At 39.2% G+C, this 24,865-nt stretch carries 20 protein-coding genes and 2 pseudogenes; 10 read left to right on the top strand and 12 right to left on the bottom strand.

Going from position 1 to position 24,865, the window contains the following annotated elements; genetic code table 11:
* Positions 1-367 precede the first annotated feature (367 nt).
* The gene (locus tag L656_RS0121280) at positions 368-1,507 is read right to left on the bottom strand and encodes an alkene reductase (protein WP_024600714.1); all 1,140 of its coding nucleotides are present in this window, start codon (positions 1,505-1,507) and stop codon (positions 368-370) included.
* A gap of 80 nt (positions 1,508-1,587) precedes the next feature.
* Here L656_RS0121280 and L656_RS01000000122535 point away from each other — a divergent pair.
* The 7 genes and pseudogenes from L656_RS01000000122535 to L656_RS01000000122530 all read left to right on the top strand — a co-directional run bounded on the left by L656_RS01000000122535 (position 1,588) and on the right by L656_RS01000000122530 (position 11,513).
* A pseudogene (locus L656_RS01000000122535) lies at positions 1,588-2,437 on the top strand (LysR family transcriptional regulator).
* A 133-nt stretch (positions 2,438-2,570) separates the two neighbouring features.
* The gene (locus L656_RS0121270) at positions 2,571-3,932 is read left to right on the top strand and encodes a TolC family protein (protein ID WP_024600713.1); all 1,362 of its coding nucleotides are present in this window, start codon (positions 2,571-2,573) and stop codon (positions 3,930-3,932) included.
* Positions 3,929-5,074 (top strand): efflux RND transporter periplasmic adaptor subunit, encoded by a 1,146-nt coding sequence (locus L656_RS0121265; protein WP_024600712.1) that lies wholly within the window; start codon positions 3,929-3,931, stop codon positions 5,072-5,074. The genes L656_RS0121270 and L656_RS0121265 overlap by 4 nt, the downstream gene beginning before the upstream one ends.
* The gene (locus L656_RS0121260) at positions 5,074-8,262 is read left to right on the top strand and encodes an efflux RND transporter permease subunit (RefSeq protein WP_029750971.1); all 3,189 of its coding nucleotides are present in this window, start codon (positions 5,074-5,076) and stop codon (positions 8,260-8,262) included. Before L656_RS0121265 ends, L656_RS0121260 begins: the two co-directional genes overlap by 1 nt.
* Positions 8,262-8,945: a response regulator transcription factor gene (locus L656_RS0121255; RefSeq protein ID WP_024600710.1), complete on the top strand. Its 684-nt coding sequence runs from the start codon at positions 8,262-8,264 to the stop codon at positions 8,943-8,945. The genes L656_RS0121260 and L656_RS0121255 overlap by 1 nt, the downstream gene beginning before the upstream one ends.
* On the top strand, positions 8,942-10,234 hold the full coding sequence (locus tag L656_RS0121250; protein WP_024600709.1) for a sensor histidine kinase: 1,293 nt from the start codon (positions 8,942-8,944) through the stop codon (positions 10,232-10,234). Before L656_RS0121255 ends, L656_RS0121250 begins: the two co-directional genes overlap by 4 nt.
* Before the next feature lie 385 nt (positions 10,235-10,619).
* Entirely contained in the window at positions 10,620-11,513 is an 894-nt protein-coding gene (locus L656_RS01000000122530) for a PIN domain-containing protein (protein ID WP_241763458.1), read from the top strand.
* 193 nt (positions 11,514-11,706) lie between these two features.
* Here the strand turns inward: L656_RS01000000122530 and L656_RS0121240 are convergent, their stop codons facing one another.
* From L656_RS0121240 to L656_RS01000000122525, 4 genes and pseudogenes are all read right to left on the bottom strand, one after another.
* A complete protein-coding gene (locus tag L656_RS0121240; protein WP_024600708.1) occupies positions 11,707-11,940 on the bottom strand; it encodes a hypothetical protein in 234 nt (77 codons plus the stop codon).
* Positions 11,941-12,155: 215 nt separating this feature from the next.
* Positions 12,156-13,013, bottom strand: a complete 858-nt coding sequence (locus tag L656_RS0121235) for an MBL fold metallo-hydrolase (RefSeq protein WP_024600707.1) — start codon at positions 13,011-13,013, stop codon at positions 12,156-12,158.
* A gap of 120 nt (positions 13,014-13,133) precedes the next feature.
* On the bottom strand, positions 13,134-14,216 hold the full coding sequence (locus L656_RS0121230; RefSeq protein ID WP_029750970.1) for a methyl-accepting chemotaxis protein: 1,083 nt from the start codon (positions 14,214-14,216) through the stop codon (positions 13,134-13,136).
* Positions 14,217-14,350: 134 nt separating this feature from the next.
* Positions 14,351-16,220: pseudogene (locus L656_RS01000000122525) on the bottom strand (propionyl-CoA synthetase).
* 180 nt (positions 16,221-16,400) lie between these two features.
* Between L656_RS01000000122525 and L656_RS0121220 the strand changes: the two are divergent.
* The gene (locus L656_RS0121220) at positions 16,401-16,802 is read left to right on the top strand and encodes a nucleotide triphosphate diphosphatase NUDT15 (protein WP_024600706.1); all 402 of its coding nucleotides are present in this window, start codon (positions 16,401-16,403) and stop codon (positions 16,800-16,802) included.
* On the opposite strand, the gene L656_RS0121215 is transcribed toward L656_RS0121220, so the two are convergent.
* The 3 genes from L656_RS0121215 to L656_RS0121205 form a co-directional block, all read right to left on the bottom strand.
* Complete coding sequence (locus tag L656_RS0121215) at positions 16,803-17,900, bottom strand: polysaccharide lyase family 7 protein (RefSeq protein ID WP_024600705.1); 1,098 nt, start codon at positions 17,898-17,900, stop codon at positions 16,803-16,805. It abuts the gene before it with no gap.
* 347 nt (positions 17,901-18,247) lie between these two features.
* The gene (locus tag L656_RS0121210; protein ID WP_024600704.1) at positions 18,248-19,021 is read right to left on the bottom strand and encodes a substrate-binding periplasmic protein; all 774 of its coding nucleotides are present in this window, start codon (positions 19,019-19,021) and stop codon (positions 18,248-18,250) included.
* Positions 19,022-19,121: 100 nt separating this feature from the next.
* On the bottom strand, positions 19,122-20,126 hold the full coding sequence (locus tag L656_RS0121205) for an AraC family transcriptional regulator (protein ID WP_024600703.1): 1,005 nt from the start codon (positions 20,124-20,126) through the stop codon (positions 19,122-19,124).
* 97 nt (positions 20,127-20,223) lie between these two features.
* Between L656_RS0121205 and L656_RS0121200 the strand changes: the two genes are divergently transcribed.
* Together L656_RS0121200 and L656_RS0121195 are read left to right on the top strand one after the other, a co-directional pair.
* Positions 20,224-20,670 carry an SRPBCC family protein gene (locus tag L656_RS0121200; RefSeq protein WP_024600702.1) on the top strand — a complete coding sequence of 149 codons (447 nt, stop codon included), beginning with the start codon at positions 20,224-20,226 and terminating at the stop codon, positions 20,668-20,670.
* Positions 20,667-21,488: a sterol desaturase family protein gene (locus L656_RS0121195; RefSeq protein ID WP_024600701.1), complete on the top strand. Its 822-nt coding sequence runs from the start codon at positions 20,667-20,669 to the stop codon at positions 21,486-21,488. Before L656_RS0121200 ends, L656_RS0121195 begins: the two co-directional genes overlap by 4 nt.
* Before the next feature lie 11 nt (positions 21,489-21,499).
* On the opposite strand, the gene L656_RS0121190 is transcribed toward L656_RS0121195, so the two are convergent.
* The 4 genes from L656_RS0121190 to L656_RS0121175 all read right to left on the bottom strand — a co-directional run bounded on the left by L656_RS0121190 (position 21,500) and on the right by L656_RS0121175 (position 24,762).
* On the bottom strand, positions 21,500-23,338 hold the full coding sequence (locus L656_RS0121190; protein ID WP_024600700.1) for an Lnb N-terminal periplasmic domain-containing protein: 1,839 nt from the start codon (positions 23,336-23,338) through the stop codon (positions 21,500-21,502).
* Positions 23,339-23,417: 79 nt separating this feature from the next.
* Positions 23,418-23,900, bottom strand: coding sequence for a DUF3015 domain-containing protein (locus L656_RS0121185; RefSeq protein WP_024589733.1), 483 nt, complete (start codon positions 23,898-23,900; stop codon positions 23,418-23,420).
* Positions 23,901-24,070: 170 nt separating this feature from the next.
* Positions 24,071-24,460 carry a hypothetical protein gene (locus L656_RS0121180; protein ID WP_024600699.1) on the bottom strand — a complete coding sequence of 130 codons (390 nt, stop codon included), beginning with the start codon at positions 24,458-24,460 and terminating at the stop codon, positions 24,071-24,073.
* The gene (locus tag L656_RS0121175) at positions 24,457-24,762 is read right to left on the bottom strand and encodes a hypothetical protein (protein ID WP_002962854.1); all 306 of its coding nucleotides are present in this window, start codon (positions 24,760-24,762) and stop codon (positions 24,457-24,459) included. The genes L656_RS0121180 and L656_RS0121175 overlap by 4 nt, the downstream gene beginning before the upstream one ends.
* Between the last annotated feature and the right edge of the window lie 103 nt (positions 24,763-24,865).

The raw sequence follows: 24,865 nt of genomic DNA, 5'->3' as shown, positions 1-24,865 counted from the left end.
GTGGTTAACATGGCCAGTATTGATGGTTGAAACTGAATGCCAACTGCATGTAAGGGCAACTGTAGAGAGGCTTTACACCCTTTTACTTATCTTTACTGTTCTTGACGCTAATACCAATTCACAGTAATACTTAATCAATTTGAGAGATTAAATCTAACGCTCACTTTATTAAAAAATGACTGATATATGGCTGTATAGATGTAGAAGGTAGAGCAATAAAATAGCAATTGTAGAGAGCAACTAATAACAAGATTTTAGCTGTGTTATCAACATAGTTGTCTTATCTCAAAACAGGTAGCTTAATTAAGCTACCTGTTATAAAGCTGTATCGGTTCTATACCAATTCCATATATAGTTTAGACCCTAGTTACTTTTGATAAAAAGGATAATCGCTATAACCTACTTCGGTGCCGCCATACATAGTGGCTGCATCGGCCTCGTTAAACGTCCAATTATTTGCTATACGCTCTGGTAAATCTGGGTTAGCTATAAATGGGCGACCAAATGCAAATAAATCACCGTAACCTTCACCTAAAATACGTACCGCTTTTTCTACTGTGTATTTACCTGCATAAATAATGCGACCTGAAAATTCAGCTCGTACTGCTTTATAAAATTCTTGTGGTAAATCGGGAGCGTTATCCCAATCAGCTTCAGCAATCGATAAGTAAGCAATACCCGCTTGCTCAAGTAATTTAACGGCTTGTACATAAGTATGATGAGGGTTTGATTCAACAAGCCCTAAATACACTCGTGTTTCATCTGTGCTTTCAAATAAAGGAGCAAAGCGAACACCTAAACGGTTTGCGCCTACAACGTCACTTACCGCTTCAACTATTTCTTTTAAAAATCGCAGGCGATTACTAAGCGTTCCACCGTATTGATCGTCACGGTTATTAGTATGCTCAGAAATAAACTGATTAACTAAATACCCGTTAGCACAATGAAGCTCCACACCATCAAAGCCAGCTTCTAGAGCATTGCGTGCAGCTTGCGCATACATGTTTACTAGCTCGCCAACCTCAGTAGTACTTAATGCTCGGGGCTCACTTGGGTCAGCCAATACGCCTTCACCAGGTGCGGTTTCAATAAATACTTTTACGTTTTCAGCAATAATATCTGAAGGGCCAACCGGTTTACCTGAATTTGGTTGTAGCGTGGTGTGCGATACGCGCCCTACATGCCAAAGCTGAGCAAAAATAACACCGCCTTTAGCGTGTACTGCTTGTGTTACTTTTTTCCAGCCTTCAATTTGTGCTTGCGAGTGAATACCAGGGGTCCAAGCGTAACCTTGCCCACGAGGCTCTATTTGTGTGCCTTCGGTAACCATAAAACCAGCCGATGCACGCTGCGAGTAATACTCAGCCATTAATTCATTAGGAATATTGCCAGGCTGAGTGCTGCGAGAGCGAGTAAGAGGAGGCATCACAATACGGTTTTTAAGTGTAAAAGGGCCAAGCTCAATTGATGAGAATAAAGGAGCGGTATTAACTAATTCTGATTTCATTTTAAATTCTCTTATAAAGCAAACAAAGGCTTAAATAGTGGTTAAGTAACATTGGCAGCATAGAGATTTAAGGATACAATTTGAAACAACACTTTTTTGTACAGCATACAATTATGAATGGTATTGGTCGGCTCGATATAAAGCAGTTAAGAGTACTCAGTAGCTTATTAGAACTGCAAAATCTTTCGCAAGTAGCCAAAAAAATGGGGTTAACGCAACAAGCCATTAGTGAGCAACTACGAAAGCTACGAGACTTATTTGACGATCGCTTGTTTATTCGCCAAGGTAATAACATGGTTGCTACTCCTAAAGCGCAAGGACTCAAGGCGCCTGTTAATCATATTTTAAAGCAATTAGAATCGTTACTAGAGCCCGAACTGTTTAGTCCGCAAACTTATAAAGGTGTGTTTACCATAAGCGCAACCGACTACGCCACGCAGGCCTTATTGCCACAATTATTTAATATTACCCNCGGCAGGCGAGCTTGATTTGCTGATAAGCTTTCCAGAATTTATACCCGACAACCTTTCTTATATCACTTTGTTTGAAGAACAACATTTGTGTATTACCGGTATAGGTAACACGACTTACACTGAACCTTTGAGTTTGGCGCAATTTGCAAAGCATCCACAGCTAGTGGTATCGCCATCTCGTGCAAATTTGCGCGGATCGCACGATCAGTGGTTTGAAAGCCAAGGGCTAAAACGTAATATTGTAATGTCGGTACCTAGCTTTTCAGCGGTGCCCGACATTTTGCATACAACCGATATGTTGGCGTTTTACCCATCAAGATTATTACCAAATAGCAAAGTTAAACAGCTAAAAATAGAAGCTCTGCCTCCTACATTTAAAGTAATAGCCGCATGGCATCCGCGTACCAATAACAGCCCAATTCATAAATGGTTGATAGAGCAGCTACAAAATTTATAACGATGTAAAACATCTAAAGTGATTACTTTTTACTGTTAAATTAGCAACCCAATATTTAGATTTAATCATTTAACCCCTCCTTAACCCTCGACCTAATAAGCTATGTGTAATAGTACGGATTAGGCATAGTTAAATGGTTTATTTTAAAAAGCACTCAACCGGTTTTTTACTTGCACTTAGTTGCACACTTGCTGCATGTAGCAGTCAGTCAAGCTATCAAGGTAATAGTACTGAGCAGTCGCTAAAGCAACATGCAAACTGGCAGTACACGCAAAGTAACGCACAGCAAGTAAATTACATTACCGATTTGGTGAATATAGAAGGGCTTGATTCGCTTATTGAGCAAGCTGTTACTAATAACCCATCGTTTAATCAAGTGCATGTTGCATTAAAACTAGCTTATGCGCAGCGTGATGTAACCGCTGCAAGTCAGTGGTTTAGTGTAGATGCAGGATTTGACGCGCAGCGCAGTGAAACCGAAGGTACGCAATATAGCTCATCAGTAGGTATAAGTTGGGAAGCCGATATATGGCAAAAAATTGCTGACAACGTAGCCGCGCAAGATATGACTATTGCTAGTAACCAAGCTACTTATCAAGGCGCTAAAGATACATTAGTAGCGAGTGTTATTCGTACTTATTTGAATATTATTTTGCAGCAAAACTTGCTCGATACAGAGCAGCAACGTTTAGTTGTTTTACAAAATAATGAGCAAAGTATTGTAGAGCGCTACCAATATGGACTAGGTGATTTAGAAGCGCTTGATACCGCCCGTACTAGCACTGCATCTACTCGCGCAACCATTGCCGATTATCAAGAGCAAATAGCAAAAGCAAAGCGTGCTTTAATGCTAATTGTAGGCACTGATAAGCTTCAAAACTTGCCAAGTACATTAACCCTACCAAGCGTTATTGAGCCATTAAGTACATTACCAGAGCAAGATTTAGCGCGTCGACCTGACTTACAAAGTGCCTATTACAACATTCAGGCAAAGCATTACTTGGTTGATGTATCGTACAAAGAGCTACTACCGAGTATTTCGCTTTCGGCATCACTGAGTGATTTAGCAAGCACGCCAAGCCAAGCATTATTAACCAGTCCAGTGTGGAGTTTATTAGGCAGTTTAAGTGCCCCTTTGTTTGAAGGTGGAGCACTGCGTGCGCAAGTTGATATTGCAAAATTAAATGCCGAGCAAGCGTTTTGGGAGTACCAAGATACGCTGCTAAGTGCGGTAAACGAAGTTGAAAATGCACTCGGGCAGGAGCAATCATTAACCGAGCAGCAACTGCAAATTAGCAACGCACTCGACAGCGCTAAACGCAGCTTTAGTAACTATCAAAGTAAGTATCAACAAGGTTTGGTTGATATTTTAGATTTGCTAACAGTGCAACAAAAAGTATACGACCTGCAAGCCCAGCTTAGCCAAATAAACTACACCCTTTTAACTAACCGCATAGATTTAGGCCTTGCTTTGGGCCTTGGAGTATCGTCATGAAAATTTCGCCAACACCCGTTGTTGTAACCCTTGTTGCTATTGTATGTATAGGGCTTGCTATTGCGTATAACGGCCAAAAAATGGCGCAAAATGCTAACGCACCAAAGCCTCAAGTCTCAAAAATTAGCACACCTAATGTATCAATAATTAACGCCATTCCTAGTACTTATCAGGCTTATGTTAGCGGCCATGGTGAAGCTAAAGCGCACTGGGCACTTAGTTTAAAAGCGCAAGTTAAGGGCGAAGTAACCAGTATGAGCAAGCAATTTGCTACCGGTAATTTAATAACTAAAGGGCAAGTGCTTGCCCAAATTGATGACACCGAATATTTACAAGCCCTAGCTAGCGCAAAAGCAACATTGGCGGATGCAAAACTAGCCCTTCAAGAAGAGCAAGATTTAGGTAATCAAGCAAAGCGTGAATGGGATCGCTCAGGCGTTACGCAAGCACCAAGCTCGCCGCTTGTATTTAGAACGCTACAACTAGAAGCCGCGCAAGCTACGCTCGATAACGCAAAGTATACTTTGCAAACCGCACAGCGTGATGTAAATAATACCCAGTTAAGTGCACCATTTGACGCTGTTATTTTATCGCGCGATATAGATTTAGGCACTTATGTAAGTATTGGCGATACGCTTGCCACGCTAAACAGTACCGATAAAATAGAAATAACCGTGCCGCTTTCATTAAGCCAGTGGCAAAATCTAGCAAATAATAAATCAGGCGAGGTTATTTTAAGTGATGTAACCACCAATACTAAATGGAATGGTTATATTGCACGTTTTGAGCAACACCTTGATGACAGTTCGCGTCAACGCAGTGTAATTGTTGCCCTAGACAAACCGTTTGAGCAAGCAATACCGTTATTGCCTGGCACCTTTTTAGCAGTAGAAATTGCCGGCAAGCAATTAAGTAATGTAATTAAATTACCTGCTTCTGCCGTATCTCAAGATGGTTCAATTTGGTACGTAAATGATCAAAACAACTTAGTAAGCATACAAGCCAATAAAGTATTTGAGCGTGGTGATTACGTATATATCTCGCCAGTTGCAGGGCAAAGTACTTTAAAAGTAGTAACCCGCCCATTAGTAAGTTACCTAAGTGATATGAAAGTAAATCCAATTATTGAGGAGGTACAATAATGAGCCCTCATCAAGCACCTCAATTACCCAGTAATAATAATCCGCTGCACGGTATTATTAACTGGTTTGCAAATAACTCTGTTGCCGCGAACTTATTGTTAATAAGTGTGATTGTAATGGGGGTTATGTCGCTTTCTACTTTACGTAAAGAGGCATTTCCGAGTTTAGAGCCAGATATTATTTCGGTATCGGTGGTTTACGATAGTGGCGATGCATTGCAAGCCGAAGAAGGAATAGCGTTAAAAATTGAAGAAGCACTCGAAACCGTATCAGGTATTAAACGTATTACCTCTACGTCCGATGCTAGCGGCAGTCATGTAAGCATTGAAAAAAGTACTGATTACTCACTTGATGAGTTACTTGTTGACGTTAAAAACCAAGTTGACGCTATTAATAACTTTCCGGCAGATGCCGAGCAACCTGTTATTGATAAAGCCCGTAGGCAAGATCATGCATTAACGCTGCAACTTTTTGGAGATGCCGATCGCCATACATTACAAAACCTGGGCGAAAAACTTAAAGCCGATTTATTAGCGCAATCAGGCATTAGCGACGTAGCGCAATCGGGTGTGCTCGACCCAATGATGTCCATAGAAATCGACGAAGGTAAACTCCAAGCCTATGGTTTAACTATTAGCGATATAAGCGAGGTCATTAACAACGAGTCATCAAGCCCACTTTCAACTAGTTTGCGCGACAGCAGTAAAATTATGCGCCTAAAAGCCGCCGATCAAGCCTACTGGCAACGCGACTTCGCCAATATTGTATTGCTAACTACTGCGTCAGGCACACAAATTAAATTAGGTGACGTAGCAAATGTTACCGACACATTTGCTGAAGATAGCAACTCATTAAGCCGTTATAACCAACAAAATGCCGTAGGCGTTGAAATTTTAATGGGCGATAACAGCGATATAACCACCATTGTTGAGCAAGCTAATAGTGTAATAGATAACTGGCACGAAAGTGGTTTATTACCTCAAAACGTAGAGCTTGAAAGCTGGCACGACAAAAGCACCATGATCACTGAGCGTTTATCGCTACTTACTAAAAATGCCGTGACCGGTATTATTATGGTGTTTGTAATACTTGCCATATTTTTAAACGTACGCGTAGCGCTGTGGGTTGCTGGTGGCTTGCCATTTGTATTTTTTGGCACCCTTTATTTTATGACCGATGGTTACACCGCACTGACCATAAACGAAATGACTACCTTTGGCTTTATTATGGCGCTGGGCATAGTGGTAGACGATGCCGTTGTTGTAGGCGAGAGTATTTACACCACACGTAAAAAGCATGGCGATACATTAAATAACACGGTTTTAGGTACTATGAAGGTTGCCGTGCCAACAATATTTGGGGTGTTAACCACCGTTGCCGCGTTTGTGGCGCTTTCGAATGTATCAGGTAACTTAGGTAAAATTTACTCTCAATTCGCTACCGTAGTAACTATTTGTTTACTGCTTTCGGTTGTTGAATCAAAACTTATTTTACCATCGCATTTAGCCCACGTAAGTACTAAGCGCCAAGTTAAAAAAGGCTTAGGAGGTCTGTGGTCAAAAATACAACATGGCGCCGATAGCGGCTTAAACTGGTTTAGTAAAAACATTTACTGCAAGGTTATTGAATTTTCACTGCGCTTTAGATACGCCGTAGTGGCTGCGTTTATCGCCTTTTTTATACTGGTTATTGGCATGCCAATGACAGGCACAGTAAAAGTTGGTTTTTTCCCAAGTATTGCAGGCGACACCGTAACCGCCGATTTAGTTATGCAAAACGACGCCGCTTATGGGCAAACAAACACAAACTTACTAACGCTTGAGCAAAGTGCATTACAAGCTGAGCAAAACTTAATGGCTAAGTTTAATTCAGATAAAAGTGAAATAACCAGCCTACAAGTTGTTAGTAGTAGCGACACAAGCGGTGAAGTAAGCGTGGAGCTATTAAACGAAGGCGCTTTTACAGCAAGCGAATTTGCTCAAGAATGGCAGCGTTTAGCAGGCAGTCCAGAGGGCAGTAAAAAGCTACAAATATTAGCCACGCGTAAAATGGTTGATAACTTTAAAGTTGAGCTTAAAGCGTGGGACGACGAAACCGTAATGGCAGCGGGCGCATTATTTAAAGAGCGCTTACAAAATACCGCAGGCGTTAACGGAATAGACGACAACTTAAACCCAGGGCAACCACAGCTTAAATTTACCCTAAATGCACAAGGGCGCGCGCTTGGCATGGATACAGCCAGTTTATCAAAGCAAGTGCTGCAAGCCTTTGGTGGTGCAGTTGTACAGCGCTATCAACGCGATAAAGACGAAGTAAAAGTACGTGTACGCTACCCAGAAAATGCTCGTAAAACGCCAGCCGATATAATGCAGTCGCGTATTCGCCTGCCCGATGGCACTGTTGTACCGCTAGTAAACGTAGCCACAATTAGCAGTGAATATCAGCAAGATGAAATAACTCGTATTGATGGACTTCGCGCAATTTACTTAAGTGCACAAGTAGATAAAAACGTGATTGCTTCAAATGAGTTAGTTGCTAACCTAAAGCGCGACTTAATTCCGGAATTAACTCAGCAATTTCCTAATTTAAGCGTGTATTTTGCGGGTGAGGCAGAGCAACAAAGCGAAACCACAGGCTCAATGAGCACAATGTTTATAGCGGCTTTATTAGTGATTTACGTGTTGCTGGCTATTCCGCTTAAATCGTACATTCAACCTATGTTGATTATGGTGGCAATTCCATTTGGTATTGTGGGCGCTATTTTAGGGCATTGGTGGAACGACTTAACCATTAGTATATTGTCGTTAAATGGTATTTTGGCGCTCAGTGGGGTAGTGGTAAACGACAGCCTATTACTTGTTTCGCGCTTTAACGAACTAGTGAAAGAAGAGGACATGAGCACGCACGATGCCATAGTTGAATCATGTACGAGTCGTTTGCGTGCGGTATTACTTACCTCAATTACGACGTACGCAGGCTTAGTGCCGCTACTTAGCGAAACCTCAATGCAGGCACAGTTTTTAATTCCTGCCGCAGCATCACTTGGCTACGGTATTTTGTTTGCCACGGTTATTACCTTAATGCTTATACCGGCATTACTGATGATTCAAACCGATGCTAAACGCGGTATTGATGCTGTGCTAAAATCGCTAGGTGCTAAAAATAAAACGCAGGAAACAGCCTCTTAATGATAAACGTACTACTGGTTGAAGACGACATAGACTTGGCAACCACCATTGTTGATTATCTCGAGATTGAGTCAATAGAGTGTGACCATGCAAGCAATGGCGTAATGGGTTTAAATTTAATAGAACGTAATCCATATCAAATGATTATATTAGATGTAAATATGCCTAAAATGGACGGTTTAACCATGTGTAAAACATTGCGTGAGCGAGGCATTGATATACCCGTATTAATGCTGACAGCGCGCGATAGCCTCGACAATAAACTTGAGGGGTTTGCAGCCGGTAGTGACGACTATTTAGTAAAACCATTTGCCATGAAAGAGCTAGTAGCGCGGGTTCAAGTATTAGCAAAGCGTACAAGTGGTGAGGTAAAGCGACTTACGTTTGCTAACTTAACACTTAATTTAACCGCGCATACAGCAACAGTGGCAGCGTACAGTTTAAAGTTATCACCCATTACTTTTAAGTTATTAGAAGTGCTTGTTAGGGAACAACAAAAGCCGGTAACCCGGCAAGTAATTATGCAAGCAATATGGGGAGACGATCAGCCAGACAGCAATAGCTTAAAAGTGCATATTCATCATTTGCGTAAACAGCTAGAGCAAGCGCATTGCCAAGCCGTACTGGAAACAATACCGAGTGTAGGGTTTGGGCTAAAATTAAAAAATGAGACACAAGCATGAAAATTAGACCCAGCCTGAGGTTGTATTTTTTTGCGACCATGGTGCTTTTAAGTTCATTAATGGCAACTGGCTTTTCGTTTTTAAGTGTTAATTATTTTATTGATGGCTTAGACCGAGGGTTAAATGGCGTAATGCATGCGCTTTCGCAATCTACTGAGGTTAAAAACGGACAACCTACAGAAATGATTGGCTTTAAAATAGCGAGTCGCTGGGAAGACATGCCAAACGAAATACAGCAACGCTTTACAAAGCCTACTGATATAGGCGTGCTGCAAAAAAGCAAAGTAAAATCATCGTTTTTTTCAATGCCCGAAGACCTGTATTTTGTAGCGTATTTTCAAAACCCTGCAGGGGAGCCCCGCTACGTATCACGCATTATGCTTGAAAAAGAGCGCCTTAAAAAACAAGCCTCCCCCGATAAACCTATAAAAAAGTTGGTATGGATAGCATTAACGGGGGTTACAGCAATTGCTTTATTTACCTTCTTTTTGTTTATGGTAATGAAAAAAATAGCCAAGCCAGTTGAATCGCTACGTGGTTGGGCTAAGTCGTTAAATCAAAAGAACTTACAAAACACGCCACCCGATTTTACCTATAACGAACTAAATACCTTGGCAACGCTAATTCGCAGTAGCTTGCTTTCTGCTCACGACAGCCTTGAGCGAGAACAGCGCTTTTTAAGTTATGCGAGCCACGAGTTACGTACGCCAATTTCGGTTATTCGCAGCAACGTTGAGTTACTTAACCGTTTAAGCGAAAAAGCGCCTTTAAGCGATAAACAACACCTTACATTGCAGCGAATAGAGCGCGCCGGTTTAACCATGAGCGATTTAACCGAGACGTTATTGTGGCTTAGCAGAAATGACGACCAGCAAAGTGCACCAGAGCCTGTAAACCTAGCCGACAAAATAATGACTTTGGGTAACGAACTTGATTATTTACTCAATTCAAAACAAGTTGATGTACTTATAAATACCGATAACCAAAGTAAGACGATTAATACCGAAGCCACCGCATGCCACATTGTGCTTACTAACTTAATACGTAATGCATATCAGCATACGCAACAAGGGCAAGTGCGAATTACTCAGCAGGGTAGCCGTGTAATTATAGTAAATAGCAGCGAACAAACTGATACGCCACACACTGCTAATAACACAAACAAGCCTGCTAACATTGGCTACGGTTTAGGATTAGAGTTAAGCGAAAAAATAATAAAACGACACGGTTGGGTATACGAAGTAAAAGATATGCCTGGGCGTTATGAAGTGGTGGTCGATTTTAGTTAATACGCTTTTTTAATACTTAGAATACTTGGATTTGAAATATAAAAACCGCGCTAAGGTACTTTTAGAAAAGCTTTAGCGCGGTTTTTTTACATTCAAAAATATTTAATTTAACGCTGAGAATATAAAAAACTTAGTGATAGTAATGTGTTAAGTAATTTGCTAAAACTGTAGTAAGAAGGGGCGAGCGTGACGCGAGTAGAAGTATGTGTGAATCGCGGACTATTAAATTGTTAGCTCCGCATCTAGCAATTTTTCCAAATAAATTATGAGGTTTTATGTTCTATATCTTTCTTGATACTTGCGTTTTTTTGGATATATCCACGAAGAAGAGTGATATTCCCTTAGTTTCTGCATTAGAGGAGTTAGTTCTGACGTTGTTACTTTAGTGGTTCCAGATCTAGTAATAGCTGAGTATGAAAGAAATAAGGAAGATGTTGCGAATAAAACAACTAAAAGGTTGTCTCAAGAGTTTAAACAAATTAAAGCTGTTGTAAGTGAGTTTGCAAGTGAAAACCAAGCTAGTACATTAGAAGTACTAGATGATATAAATGCACGCTTACCATTATTAACTGATGCAAACTATGTAACAATTAATCGAGTCGAAAAATTGATAGATTCTGCAAATAAGATATCAATAAGTGAACGTTCAAAAATAGCTGCAGTTCAAAGAGCTCTAGATAATAAAGCTCCGTTCCATATTAATAAAAATTCAGTTGCTGATGCAGTTATCATTGAACAGTTTTCAGAATTTTCAGATAGCTTGCCAATTAACACCGATTCATGCTTTTTTGTTACTCATAATCACAAGGATTTTTCTTCGAAAGATCACCGAAAGCCACATGTAGACTTTGAAAGTATATTTGACTCTCCTAATATCCAGTATTTTAATAACTTAGTTTCAGTCATCAATCTTATTGATGAAGATATTCTGTCTGAAATTGAGTTTCACCATGATTTCACAGAAGAAACTAGAGGATTAAGAGATATCTTAAATGAAATGGATGAGCTTGTTGATAAAGTTTGGTACAACCGTCATCAAAATAGGATGTGGAGGATTGGGCAGGGAAAGGTTAAGGTTGTTCCCGAAGGTACAAGGCAATACGGTGGAAATATTATTCACGAGGACATTCTTAATGGTGCTTTAGAGTCAGCCCAGCGAATAGAAAGTAAATACAAGGATGTAGGACCATGGAGCGACTTTGAGTGGGGAATGATTAACGGAAAACTGTCAGCACTACGGTGGGTTTTAGGTGATGAATGGGACATGTTGGATACCTAGAATGCAAAGTTAACAAGACTTTTCAAAAAATAATGTTTTCCCTCAGTTTAGTGGATACCTCCTCACCACATTGTGGAGGCTAAAATGTCTAAGTATATTCAGCGTTAGCGCTGCCAATATCACTCAACTCTGTATTAATAAAAAGCGCAATTTACTTCTTTTACCTAAGCGAATTTACTTAGCAAAGTATCTGTTAGCGAGCCTTACAATGCCAATGATCATCGTGTTTAGTGCAGACCTGTTTTGTAGGCTTGGCTTTTACGATAATAATGTTTGGAGAGTTGTGCTCAGTTACTAAAACGGGCGTAACCACTTTAACTGCTTTTCTATGTGGTTTATGCGCACTGGGACCATGTTGATATACAGTGCAGCCGCTCATAATAAGCGCGGTCGCCATTACTAAAACTATTTTTAAAGATAAGTTCATGTTTATTAGTCCTATGTAGCTTAATACAAAGCCTAGGATAAACTTTTTTTTGTATAGTGCTGTAAGCAAACGTAAGGATATTGTAAAGGTGGTTTATATGGCTTTTGACGTCATTTAACTAATTAATAAGTACATTGGTACTGCGTTAAATACGCCAATACCAATGCTTATAATGTTGAGTTTAGAGCTCAGAGCTTAGTCCGCTGAGTTCAAGCTTATAAATCGCTGCGCCAACCCATACCAGATTCTTCCATTAAACGCTCGTACACGCCTTCTATGTTAAGTGGTAACCATGCATCAAACTGTTTAAAGTCACTAAATTGATCTAACTTTACATTTTTCTTTATTTCATCAAGGCTTTGCCCTGCAAGTGCGCCTGCGGTTACTTGGCTGTAAAGTTGCTCTATATAACTTAAGTAACGTGTTACGTCAGCTTTATTGCCAATGTCGGCATGTCCGCCAACAAAAGTATCAAAGTCATATTTGAGTACCGCTTGGGTTGAGTTAATCATGCCCTGAATATCGTAACTCCAGAGTTTTTGCCACGGCATTCTGCCAATAACAATCCAATCAACTACAAACAACGTTTTTTGCTTTTCGAATAATATACTAACCGAACCACGCCCATCGTTTGGACCATGGTAATTTAGCTTTACCGTTGAACCACCTAAATTAAGAGTCAGCTCATCATCAAAGGTAAGAGTGGGCATGACCGTTTTCATTTGTGTGTTTTTAATATCTTGCGCGGTAAGTTTATGTGATACAAACGTGGTGTGCGGGCTTTTAAATACCTCGGCGCCGTAAATATGATCGCTGTGATTATGGCTATAAATTACGTATTTTACCGGTACGTTAAAGCGAGTTTTGATTTGCTCGTTTAACCAGGTGGCGGCTTTTTTATTAAGCGGGTCGGTAACAACTGCGCCCTCAGGAGTGATTAAAAATACTGAGCGATGTCTGTCATCTATAAAGCGGTGGAGGTCATCGCCTAAGTCTTCAATTTCGTAACTTTGAGCCATAAAACCAATAAGTAATAGGCTGGTAGCGATTAGTGTTTGTAATAAGCGAGACATGCACATTCCTGTTTAACGTTTTTTATAGGTTAGTTAAGTAAGAAAGTGCCAATAAGTAAAAAATTTCAATTTTTTATAGGAAAGATTGCGGGTTAAGACTAACTTAACCCGTTAATGGTTTTAACGAACTAGCTGATCGAGTAAATGTATTACTTGCTCACTGGCTGATTCCATTAAGTGTATATGTTTAACTGCTTCTACTTTTTTGCCTTGCTTGATTAGTTGTAGCGCTTGTACGCCGTTTTTATGTACTTCGCTATGCGGTTTATCTATTTGTTTGAATGCATTTAACGATTTGTATTCATTAGAGTCATCAGACTTATACCACTTACCTAAGCGGCACATAGTGTGATTGGTGAAATCGTCTACCGATTTATTGCTTTTGCCATTAGCAACCGCATAAACCTCACCTTTCCATACAATATGATCTAACTTAACGGTTTGAATAAATGAGCGAATAGAAGCCTGCGATATAGTGTTCTTCATGTTTGTGCAAAAACTAATAATGGATGCGTAATCGCTATTTAGTGATTCAAAATTACTTGAAAGCTGTGCATTGTTTTTTTGTATATCGTCGGCTGAATTAACGGTTACATCTGTTTTTTCTATTATTTCTTTAACAAGATCTGCAACCTCTTGAGCTGATTTATTGGTGTTAGTTGCCAGTACTCGTACTTCATCAGCTACCACGCTAAAGCCTCTACCAGCTTCGCCTGCTCGAGCGGCCTCAATGGCTGCATTTAATGCTAATAAATTTGTTTGATCAGATATTTTTGAAATGGTCGATACAAAGGTGTTTATACTACCTGCAAGACTTGAAAGGCCAGATATATTTTCACTCATGCTACCCATTTTATGGGTCATAAGTTCCATCTCGCTGGCTATATGCATTAATGATTCGTTTGAGTTATTTAAAAGGTCATTTATTTTATAGCTAACTTGGCTTTCTTGCTCAATGGTTGAGTAAGACTCAAGCACAGTTTGGCGAACACCTTCAATTTGGCTTATGCAATCTATAGAACTTGAAAGTAAGTTTTCGGTAAACTGTTCATCCTTTTCGGTTTGAGTAAAGCTTAATTGTTGTTCTAAGTGTTTGTTTTCTTGTGCTAGGAATTCGTTATGCGCAGTTAATTCTGCAATTTTTTTTGCAAGTTCTTCGTTATCATTTTTAGACGATAGATACTTTTTACTTAAAACAAACATTCATAGTTCCTAAAATGTTATGGGTATATTTTTATTATAGTTGCTATTAATACTTTACTTTAAATATTTGTAATTATCTTATTTTTATACAAAAAAAGCCATTTTTAAAAATGGCTTTATGAGAGCTTGTTGGATCAACGCAGTGAAATTTGTTGGTTTATTTCTTCAAAAATACCTGCATCGTCTATGGTTGAAGGAATTTGCAGTTTGTCGCCATCAATTAGTTGGCGTAAATTTTTACGCAGTATTTTACCTGAGCGTGTTTTGGGTAATCGCTCTACGCTAATAATGGTTTTAAGGCACGCTATAGCGCCTATTTGGTTTCTTACGGTTTGTATAAGTTCTTGCTCTACATCGGTACTTGAGCCCATAAAGTCATTTTTAAGCACGATCATTGCCATTGGTAGTTGGCCTTTTAGTGTGTCGGTTACCCCAAACACGGCGCACTCAGCAACAGCAGGGTGCGCGGCTACTATTTCTTCCATTTCACCGGTAGAAAGTCTATGGCCTGCTACGTTAATTACATCATCGGTGCGTCCCATAATAAATAAGTACCCATCTTCATCTATGTAGCCGCCGTCACCTGAAAGATAATAGCCAGGGTACTGCGTTAAATAGCCTGCTTTAAATCGCGGGGTATTTTGCCAAACGGTTGGCATGCACCCTGGCGGCAGTGGGAGTTTTATTACTACAGCACCTTGCTCGTTTGGTGCACATTGCTCGCCATGCATATTTAGTATTTGCACATCAAAGCCAGGTGTTGGGACTGTTGAGCTGCCTGGTTTTGTTACTAATTCTTCAATGCCTACGGGGTTGCAGGCGATGGCCCAGCCGGTTTCGGTTTGCCACCAGTGATCGNGTTTTTTCTTTAAGCCACTCATAAGTGGGAGGGTCTAGCCGCTCGCCTGCTAAAAATAAACGTTTTAAACTGGAGGTATCGTATTGGATAAAACCATCAGCATTTGGGTCTTCTTTTTTTATTGCTCTAAATGCGGTGGGGGCACTAAATAATGCATTTACTTTATATTCTTCAACCACGCGCCAAAATGCACTAGCATCGGGCGTTTTAACGGGTTTACCTTCATATAATACGGTCGCGCAGCGATACATTAGCGGCGCGTAAACTATATAAGAGTGCCCAACTACCCAGCCAATGTCAGACGCTGCCCAAAATACGTCGCCGGGCTTCATACCATAAACGGTTTCCATGCTGTATTGCATTGCCACTGCGTGACCGCCATTTTCGCGCACTACGCCTTTGGGTGTGCCTGTGGTGCCTGAGGTATATAAAATATAAAGCGGATCGTCACCATTTACAGGCACCGGATCTGCGCTTGCAGCCGTTTGCATTGCCTGAGTCCAATCTATGTCTCGTTTAGGCTCAAGAGTGGCCCTGACTTGTGGACGCTGATAAATAACGCAGTGCTCTACTTTGTGCATAGCTAAGTCTATTGCGTTATCAATAAGTGGTTTGTATTCAATAACGCTGTTTACTTCAACACCGCATGAGGCGCTAAGTATAAGTTTAGGCTTGGCATCATCAATGCGTACAGCCAATTCGTGTGCAGCAAATCCACCAAATACCACCGAATGAATAGCACCAAGACGAGCGCACGCCAACATACCAATAACAGCTTGTGGGATCATTGGCATATAAATAACAACGCAGTCGCCTTTTGTAACGCCTAACGATTGTATTACGCCTGCAAATTTAGCAACTTCTTGTTGTAGTTGTGAGTAGCTATAAGTTTGCTTTGTATTAGTGACTGGGGAGTCGTAAATCAGTGCAGTTTGCTCGCCAAATCCGGCAATAACGTGCTGGTCTAGCGCTAAAAAACTGGTGTTTAATTGCCCGTCGCTAAACCAATGATAAAGCCCATCGTCGTCTTGTGTGTATGCTTTTGTGGGAGTTTTATACCATGGAATATTTTTACTTTGTTCGAGCCAAAATTGGGCTGGGTTTTGTTTAAATGCATTATATTGCTGTTGATATTCGCCTGACATATAAGGCTCCTAGGCTAGTGTGTGTGAGACCTTACAAAATGTAGGCTTTTTTTAGTAAGCAAGCTATTCGACCTTGGTCGGCTAAAAGTTAATCAATATACTGGTTTTAAAAATACCAAATTGACAATACAAAGCGTGTGGTTCAGCATGGCGGGCAGTAAAAATAAGAGAAAAGACGATATGAGTAATGCAGTAAGAGTAGGGGTTGCGGTTATTATAAAGCATCAAAACACAATTTTACTAGGTGAGCGCATTGGCGCGCACGGTGCTAATACATGGGCAACACCTGGTGGACATTTAGAGTTTGGTGAAAGTGTTGAGCAATGTGCAATACGTGAAGTGTTTGAAGAAACAGGTTTAAAGGTAAGTAAAATTACTAAGCTTGATTTTACCAATGATATTTTTACGGCAGAGAACAAACACTATATTACGTTGTATGTAAAAGCTGATTTTGAAGGCGGAGAGCCTGAACTTAAAGAGCCTAATAAATGTTTAAAGTGGCGCTGGTGCGATATTAATAATCTACCAACGCCACTTTTTACATCACTAAAAAATTACTTATCTGAGGTTATACTAGCCTAGTTATTTTGTTGGCGGTGTCGCAGGGCTCAACTCTAGTTTACTAAAGCTTACTTGAGCGTAATCGCCATTTTGTTTATCTTTAGTCCAATCGCCAGTACCTAAACAACCAGGGTACCAAATACCTTTCGCGCTTTTAGTACTACATTGGTTATAAGCGCCGGCTTTAAAGTAATGCCAATCTGCAGCGTAACCATGTGGATGGTCTTTTTCATCTACTTTGCCATAAGCATCTACGTTATTACCTAAGTTAATAGAGTAGTTAACGTCTTCTTTGCCTTGTGCGCTAAATGTAAGGTGCATAACATTTTTATACACATTTACCGTGTAGCTAAATTCTTCACCTAGTGTAATACCGGCGCTGCCTGGCTCGTTAGGGTTTTCCCATGTATTACCCCAAACAGGGTAAGTAATGTCTGTGCGGTCAGGATTTGTTTTAGCTAAGTTACGTTCGTAGTTCCAAAAAACAGAGCCTGTTTTATGTCCTGGCCATTTTTTGTAATATATTTTAAGTGGTTCATTGCCCCAGCCATAACCAAGCTTGGTATCAATAAGTGCCTGATCTTTACCTGCGTGAATTTGCCCTACAACAACCGAGTAAGCTGCTTTTTTATCAGGATCAGTCGCACGAAGCGCAACGTGATCTACTTTTAACGTTGCTTCCATTTTTCCACCAACAGAACCAAATCGGTCAGATAGCGGGTGAACAGCTAAAGCAAAGTTGTTTTTAGAGTGTTTAGTTTTAATTTTAGTATTTGATCCACGGATCATTTGTCTAAGTTCACTACGGGTATTAGTAGAATTGGCACTTGTAAGCGCTTTATTAGGGGAGGTAAATACCATGTAGCCTTTATCATCAAGATAGAAAAAATCAGGGTGTGCGTAAGTCTGAATTTCTTCTACATCTATTTCATCAATTTTACCGTCGTTGTTTAAATCAACTGGTACATTTATTTTCCAGTGAGATAAATCAAACTTTGTTGCAGGTACAGGCGCATCGCTTTGCTGATTAGTGCTTTGGGTACTTGAACAAGCGGTAAAAAGTAAAGGGGTGATAACGGCTAAAGCCGTAAGTTTAAATGTGGATGTATTTTTTATCATTATTGTCTCTGTGTGATGAAGTAAAAATTGTGCGGTACAGGCATCGTTTAATCTCAATCTAGCATACCAATTTAACAATTAAAACTTACCAATTAGTAAAATTAAATATTTTTTAAATGATTTTTTGTTATACCAATTTGGTTGGGGTGTTTTTTAACGGCTTTTATGGAGGTGTTTGCGGTATGTATTTTTTATGTGCTTGGCTATCCTCTTAATGATGTTTAACGTGGCCTTTGGCGCTAAAGTGTAGTTTTTTTGGGGGGTATTAATTTTGTAGTTTGCTTTGCAGCGTTTAGCAAATAACTAAATAACCACTGCCAATAACTAATGTCGGGCTTTAACCATGGTTAGTGCTGCAAGTTAGTCGTGTTTGGTAATAAAAGTTGCCACTTGTTTAAAATGGCACGGTATTCACCATTTTCTTTAATATTATTTAATGCGTCAGAGAGTGCTTTAGCTGTTTTAGGATTAAGTTGCTTACTTGCTGCAAAATTAAGTGAAGAGGGCAGACCGCTTAAATGAATTCGTTTTGTTATTAGGCTAGGATCGAGTTCTAGGCTTTTTAACTCGTTATCAAGTGTAAGTGTATTAGTTACTACAAAGTCGATTCGGTTTTTATAAAGCATTTGCCAAAGTTGGTTATAGTAGCTGACCAGTATCAAGTTTTTGTTTTCGGTAAAGCCTTTTTGCTTTAAGTAGGCCTCACTCAGGTAGCCTCGAATGGTTGCTACTTTATACTCTTTAGCAAAATTTAAGTGAACGACTTCATCTACATGGTTTTTTAAACTAATTAAATAGGCATCTGCGAAGTACACTTCGCCTAACCACGTATATTTATTAATCCGCTCTGGGGTTTTTAACAAAGACAACATTATCGCGTTGGTACTTGTTTGATGCTCTTTAAAAACGCGGGCCATAGGCATTATTTCAAAATTAGCGGTTAAGTTTGTTTGCTTCACAACTGCTTTGGCAATGTCGACTAAAGCGCCGCTTACTTCACCTTGCTGATTTTTAAAGTGATAAGGAGGAAGGTCTTCAGCTATAAATGTGACGGGGCCTGCGTTACATATGGCGCTATAAAACATAAATACACAGGCACTAAATACAACACGCACTAACATAAACAAATCTTTTTAAATAATATTATCGCTAGTGTAAAGAGTGCTGCTTAAAAGGTATACATTTTATGTTTATTTAATGTAAATAAACAGCATTAGCACCTTACTTTGATTTAGCTTTTTTTGTAAATTTTAATGGCGAACACTTATGCCAGCGTAAAAATGCGCGATTAAAAGAGCTTTGATCTTTAAATCCTAAAATATTAGATAAATCAGCAAGTGGCATGCTGGCTATTAATGTATCTGCACGTTTTTTACGTTCTTTTTCAAGTAACTGAGCAAAGGTTAAGTTTTGTTCTTTTAAGCGTCGTTGTAGCGTTCGGGGTGTTAAATTAAGCGCATCAGCTATGCCTATTAAGTTACAGTTTTGCAAGGTGGTTTTAGCTGTAAGTAACTGATTAACTTTATCGTCAATACGCTGCTGGCTTTTAAAGTTAGAGAGTTGCTGCTCTGACAATTGCTTAAAAGTAGAATTAATAATGGCGTTATCGGTTTTAAAGGGCAGCGTTAAATAATGGCTCGGAAAGCTAATTTGATTATATTCAGCACTGCTTTTTACAGGGCATTTAAACCATGATTCAAGGGCGCGTCTTTGCAATGGCAACCAATTATAAGTGAAACTAATACTACTTGGCGAAAGCGTTAAGTTTATTAACTGGCGAATTACACTTACCCACGCGGTCATATTTCGTAAAACAACGTGCTCATTACAACTTTGATGAGCAATCCAACGAATAGTTGCTGTATCAGTATTTAGTTCAAACTTGGCCTTACCAATATCAGCCACCAAGCTGTCGTAGCTTAACAATGCTTTAATGGCGCTGCTTAAGTTATCGCTTGATTCAATTAAGTAACCTAAAACGCCGTAGTCAGCAGTGCGAATTTGCTGACCTAGGGTAAAACCAAAAAGAGGATCGTTAAGTGTTTTCTTGCCATAAACTAATAAAGCATTGTAACTATTTAAACTAATACGCGGCGCTAATTGATGGGTATGCTGATTACTAAATTCGTCAAAGCTAATAGCGTGCAAAGTCGTTATAGTATTAATGCCTTGCGCTTGTAAGTAATCAAGAATACTTGAAAAGTAATGATCAGCTAATGTGTGCATTTGTCATCTAAAGCTAAAAAATAGTCGTGTATTAGCAAGTTTGCCACGTTACATTTTTATATGATAGTTGAATGCCTAATAACCTCTTGCTGTAAAAATGATACTTATAACAATTAAACAAACGCTTAATGCACAGCCAAAGCAAATAATAAGCACACTATTGGATCATCAACAGTTGCATCGATTTTTTAATGCCAAATTTAAGCTGCTACAAGCACAAAACGAAGGGCAAATAGAAGGCGGGAAAGGAGCTGTTAGGCAAGTTAAAATAGGTAAAATAACGTTTTTAGAGCAAATAATCAGTGCCGATCAAAATCATATCCGTTATCAAATAGTAGGCGATAAACCAGTAGCTAATCATCGAGGCGATATATACCTCACTGCAAATAAAGACATCAATACTTTAGTTACCGAACTTAACTATTGCATAAGCTGCTCAGCTCCGTGGTGGATGCCAAATGCATTACTTAAATATGTTATTACAAAAGATATAACCCAAGCGTTAAACAATTTAAATAATTATTTTTTGGTGGGTAAAGCATGAACTCAGAAATTATTTTACTCGCTCTGAGCCCATTATTTTTGATATTTGTTTGCTCTGAGTTTATTAAGTTTAAGCGCTATTACGACATAAAAGATAGCTTAGCAAATACAGTGTTAGCGCTATTGCACCAAGGCGCCGATGCTATTGCGTTACTGCTATTAATGCCTTTATTTAATTGGTTGTATGACTATAGATTGTTTGATATTGAAGTGAGTATATTAAGTATTGCATTTGCATTTTTACTGCAAGATTTTTTGTATTATTGGTTTCATAAAGCATCGCATCATATTCATTGGTTGTGGGCTGCACATGTGGTGCACCATAGTTCAACTAAAATGAATTTCACCACCGCATTTAGGCAAAGCTTAATGTACCCCGTAGCCGGTATGTGGATGTTTTGGCTACCTATGATTTTAATTGGATTTGAACCGCTAACAGTATTTAGCGTGGTTGCATTAAATTTGGCGTATCAATTTTTTGTACATACTCAAATAGTGGGTAAGTTAGGTTGGTTTGAAAAAGTATTTAATACGCCTTCGCATCATCGAGTTCATCACGCAATAAATGCAGGTTACCTTGATAAAAATTTTGCAGGTGTACTTATTATTTGGGACAAGTTATTTGGCACCTTTGTAGAAGAAGATAAATCAAAGCCTTGTAAATACGGCATTATAGGGCAGCTTAATAGCAATAACCCAGTCTTTATTACGTTTCATCAGTGGGAGCACTTATTTAAAAGTGTTTATAAGGCATCAGGAATAAAAGCTAAATGTAGAGTGCTATTTGGCTACCCTACAAGTAGCATTAAACATAAATAATGTTGAATAAGTTAAAAGTAAAACTGCATAGCTAAACTCATTGATGAATTATGGCTATGCCATTGAGCATGCTGTAATTTGCTGCGCAGCGATACATTGCGAGAAACAGCGTAATTCCATGTTATAGCTATTTCGCTGTGCTTACTTGCTGCGTTATCAGTTAGCCATAATATATTGCCAGTTAAAGCGAGTTTATGGTTATTGTTTATTTGCCAAATTACACCGGCTTCGCTGCCTATTCCTGTACTAAGTCGGTCGGTTATATCGCCTGTATTTAGCTCAAATTGACCAAGAATATAGCCGTGTACATTATTAGGATCGCCATAAGATTTACCATAACCTCCTTTTGTAAAAAAGCGGCCTAAACGTTTACTGTCACTTGGTTGTCGGTCAAAGCCCATTTTAAAGTTCCACGACCAGCTATCAAATACGCGGTTATCGGGTGCAAGCGACATAGCATCTAATAAGTAAAAATGTTCAATATCTGCATTTCCTTCGTCAGTAATAGAGGTTTCCAAATCAAAAAAACTAATTTGTGCACCCGCTATAAAACCTTCAGGCCTATCTAGTAAGTCATGATACGCAAGCCTATAACCAAAATTTGTAAGGTTTGCTTGGTTATTATTTTGTACCCTACCTAGCGATACTTTAGAAGAACCATGACCTTGCTCTGGAGAAGCAATAGGGCGGCTTGGCTTAGTAAATGGCGAGGCTACTTTATATTTGCTGCGCATTAGGAGTAGCTTAGTTAGTCGCGGGGCAATTTCTTCACGATTTAATGCTTTATCGTAAAATTCAAAATTTAACCATTCATACGCCATTTCTAATATAGCGACTAATTGCGACTGTGAGTAATTACGAGTATTGAGAGAGCCACCTTGCATTAACTCTCTTGCATCATCAAGTTGTTCGTCAGTCATCTGAGTAGAGTAATGGTATAGCTTAGTACCAAAAGCAGGGCGGTAATTAGGTGTTTGTAATAAGTTGTTATTTCTTAGTACTGCAACGGTATCTGATGGAATAGCTTGCATATTAAATGACGATGTTAAATCAAGGTCCTCTTGCGCAAGTTGTAATAATGCAAGTAATTGGTAAGAGCAGTTTTCATCAATAAAAAAGTAATCGAATGTAGCTAATTGTAGTTCCCACAAGTGCAATAAAATGAGCTCTACCTGTGGCTCTGATAAATTAAGTTTATATTCCCAAATATCACGAGATTCTAAGTCATTATATTCGCGTACTTTTTTATAGTACGGCATAAGTGAAAACTTACCTGGGTAGCTGCCAATCAAGCCTTTTAGTGCATACATAGCTGCGTTATCTGAGCCGTCTGGTTCTGCTGCAAAATTAACTGCGAATGCGAGCAACTCTTTATGGCGAGTCTGATCTTTTGCGTCAATACGAAGTAAAGTGTGGCCAAACATTGATGATGGGCTATTCATAAATGCAGTTGGAAAAACTAACGTAACCCCTTTAGGGTTTATTATTTTTTGCCACGCCTGTAGCTCTGGGCAATTAAGTTCGGGCCAGTTATTTTTAATTTTTGTTTTTAGCCATTTATAACGTGCAGGAAACTGACAACGATATTGTGTTGTTTTTGGGTCAGTATTTTTACCACTAAATGCGGCTATAGTGGCTTTAAGTTCGTCATATGGACTTGTTTTACCTGTAGGAGATAAAAAAAACTCAGCACTGTCTACTTCACTTTTCCAATCACCTAATGTGGCCCCGCGGTAGTGACCTAATTTAAGCCAGTAAGGGTGTGTTGCTAATGTATTTGTTTCAATACTTTGAGCGTTTGAGTAAGAACTAAAAAGTGCGAGCAGTAAACCAAATAATATTTTTTTCATAATCACTAAATTACAAAAGCCGCTAGAGAAATACTCCAGCGGCTTTATTTATACGTATAAAACCGGCTAATTTAGCTGATTAAGAAAGAGTATAAGAAGCAAGTTGTGCGTTACTTGCAAGAACAGTGTTTAGGTTTTCTAAAACTGTTTGTGAAGTCACGTTTTCAGAAGTAAATACTGAAGAAAACTGTGCTTGAGCAAGCTTATTGAACGCTGCTTTATCTTGATCTGCAACACCCCAAGCTTCAGCTAGAGTAGCTAAAGTTTCGCCTTCACCTTTTGACATATCACGAGCAAGTTGCTCCATGTTACCGTCAATGAATAAAGCGATTTTTTCTGAAGAAGTTACTGTACCAGTACCATCACAACCAAGAGTACCAAAAGTGATACCAAAAGTTTGGTTACCAGATGTACCGTTTGTTGTAGCGCCTAAAATTTTAACGCCTTTACCTTGCTGACCAGCAAATAACATAGAACCAAGACCACAACCAATATCTTGGTCAGCCATTGCGTTTGAGAAAGGAAGTAAAGATAGTGCAGCTACTGCGATTAGTTTTTTCATTTTCATAAATCCATATATGATTGTCTTTATTTAGGGTAAATAAAGTTCGCGGGAGATTCTAACAGACTTGCAGAGAAAAAGAACAGCTTAAAACATGAATATTTTACACTCTAAATTCTCTACTATATTAAAGCGAATGCTGGGAGAAACTTGACCAGCTCAATAATTTTTTATTGAACTGGTGGCGGCTTTTTACTTCTTGGGGCACCTAACAAAATACAAGTATGGCAAATACATACAGATAAAAATGCACTAATGCCCAATGCACCACCGTAACCGTCAAGTTTTGGTACAAGGAACTCAAATAATATTGAAAACAAAATAGATGAGCTTGCTACAGTATAAATACCAAATCGATGTGGGGCGCTCATACCTATGAATGTGCCGCCAAAAAATACAATTGCGTATAAATCGGAGTTCAAATTTAAAGCGCTAAAAATTAAATAAGCAATAATAGAAAGTGAAGACGACGCTCTAACCCCATCAAAGCGGCTATGTTTAGCCAAGTAAAATGTTAAAAAGGCACCAAGCAGTACAAGTAACGGGTATTCAATACTCATAATACAATTCCTTTAGCTAATACAAAAAGTGCCACACTAGCAAAGGCAACACTGCCAAGCTTACCGCCAAAGCCTGTAAACATATTCATAGTAAGCACATACAAACTTGAGCCAATAAGCGAAATAATAGCAATTTCCCAGTAACTGGTAATTAAATGGGTTGAACACATACCGGCAAAGCTACCAGCATAAATTGCAGCATAAGGATGATTTTTATAACGCGCAGGAAAAGGAATAAAAGAGCCTATAAGCCCCGTTAGCGCAGCAGAAATTACTAAAGGCAGTGCAAAAGTAGTGTGCATAGCAAAGCAAGCTACAAAGCCTAAAAAGAAAGTAATGAATTTTAAAAGTAAGAATTTAATCATAGCGGCGCATTTTAAACTAATCCTTTTGCGCTTTCTAATA

The sequence above is a fragment of the Pseudoalteromonas sp. TAE56 genome (assembly GCF_000497955.1).
GTDB lineage: Bacteria > Pseudomonadota > Gammaproteobacteria > Enterobacterales > Alteromonadaceae > Pseudoalteromonas.
Note: the sequence above shows the minus strand (reverse complement) of the source record. Positions and strands in the feature narration are given on the sequence as shown.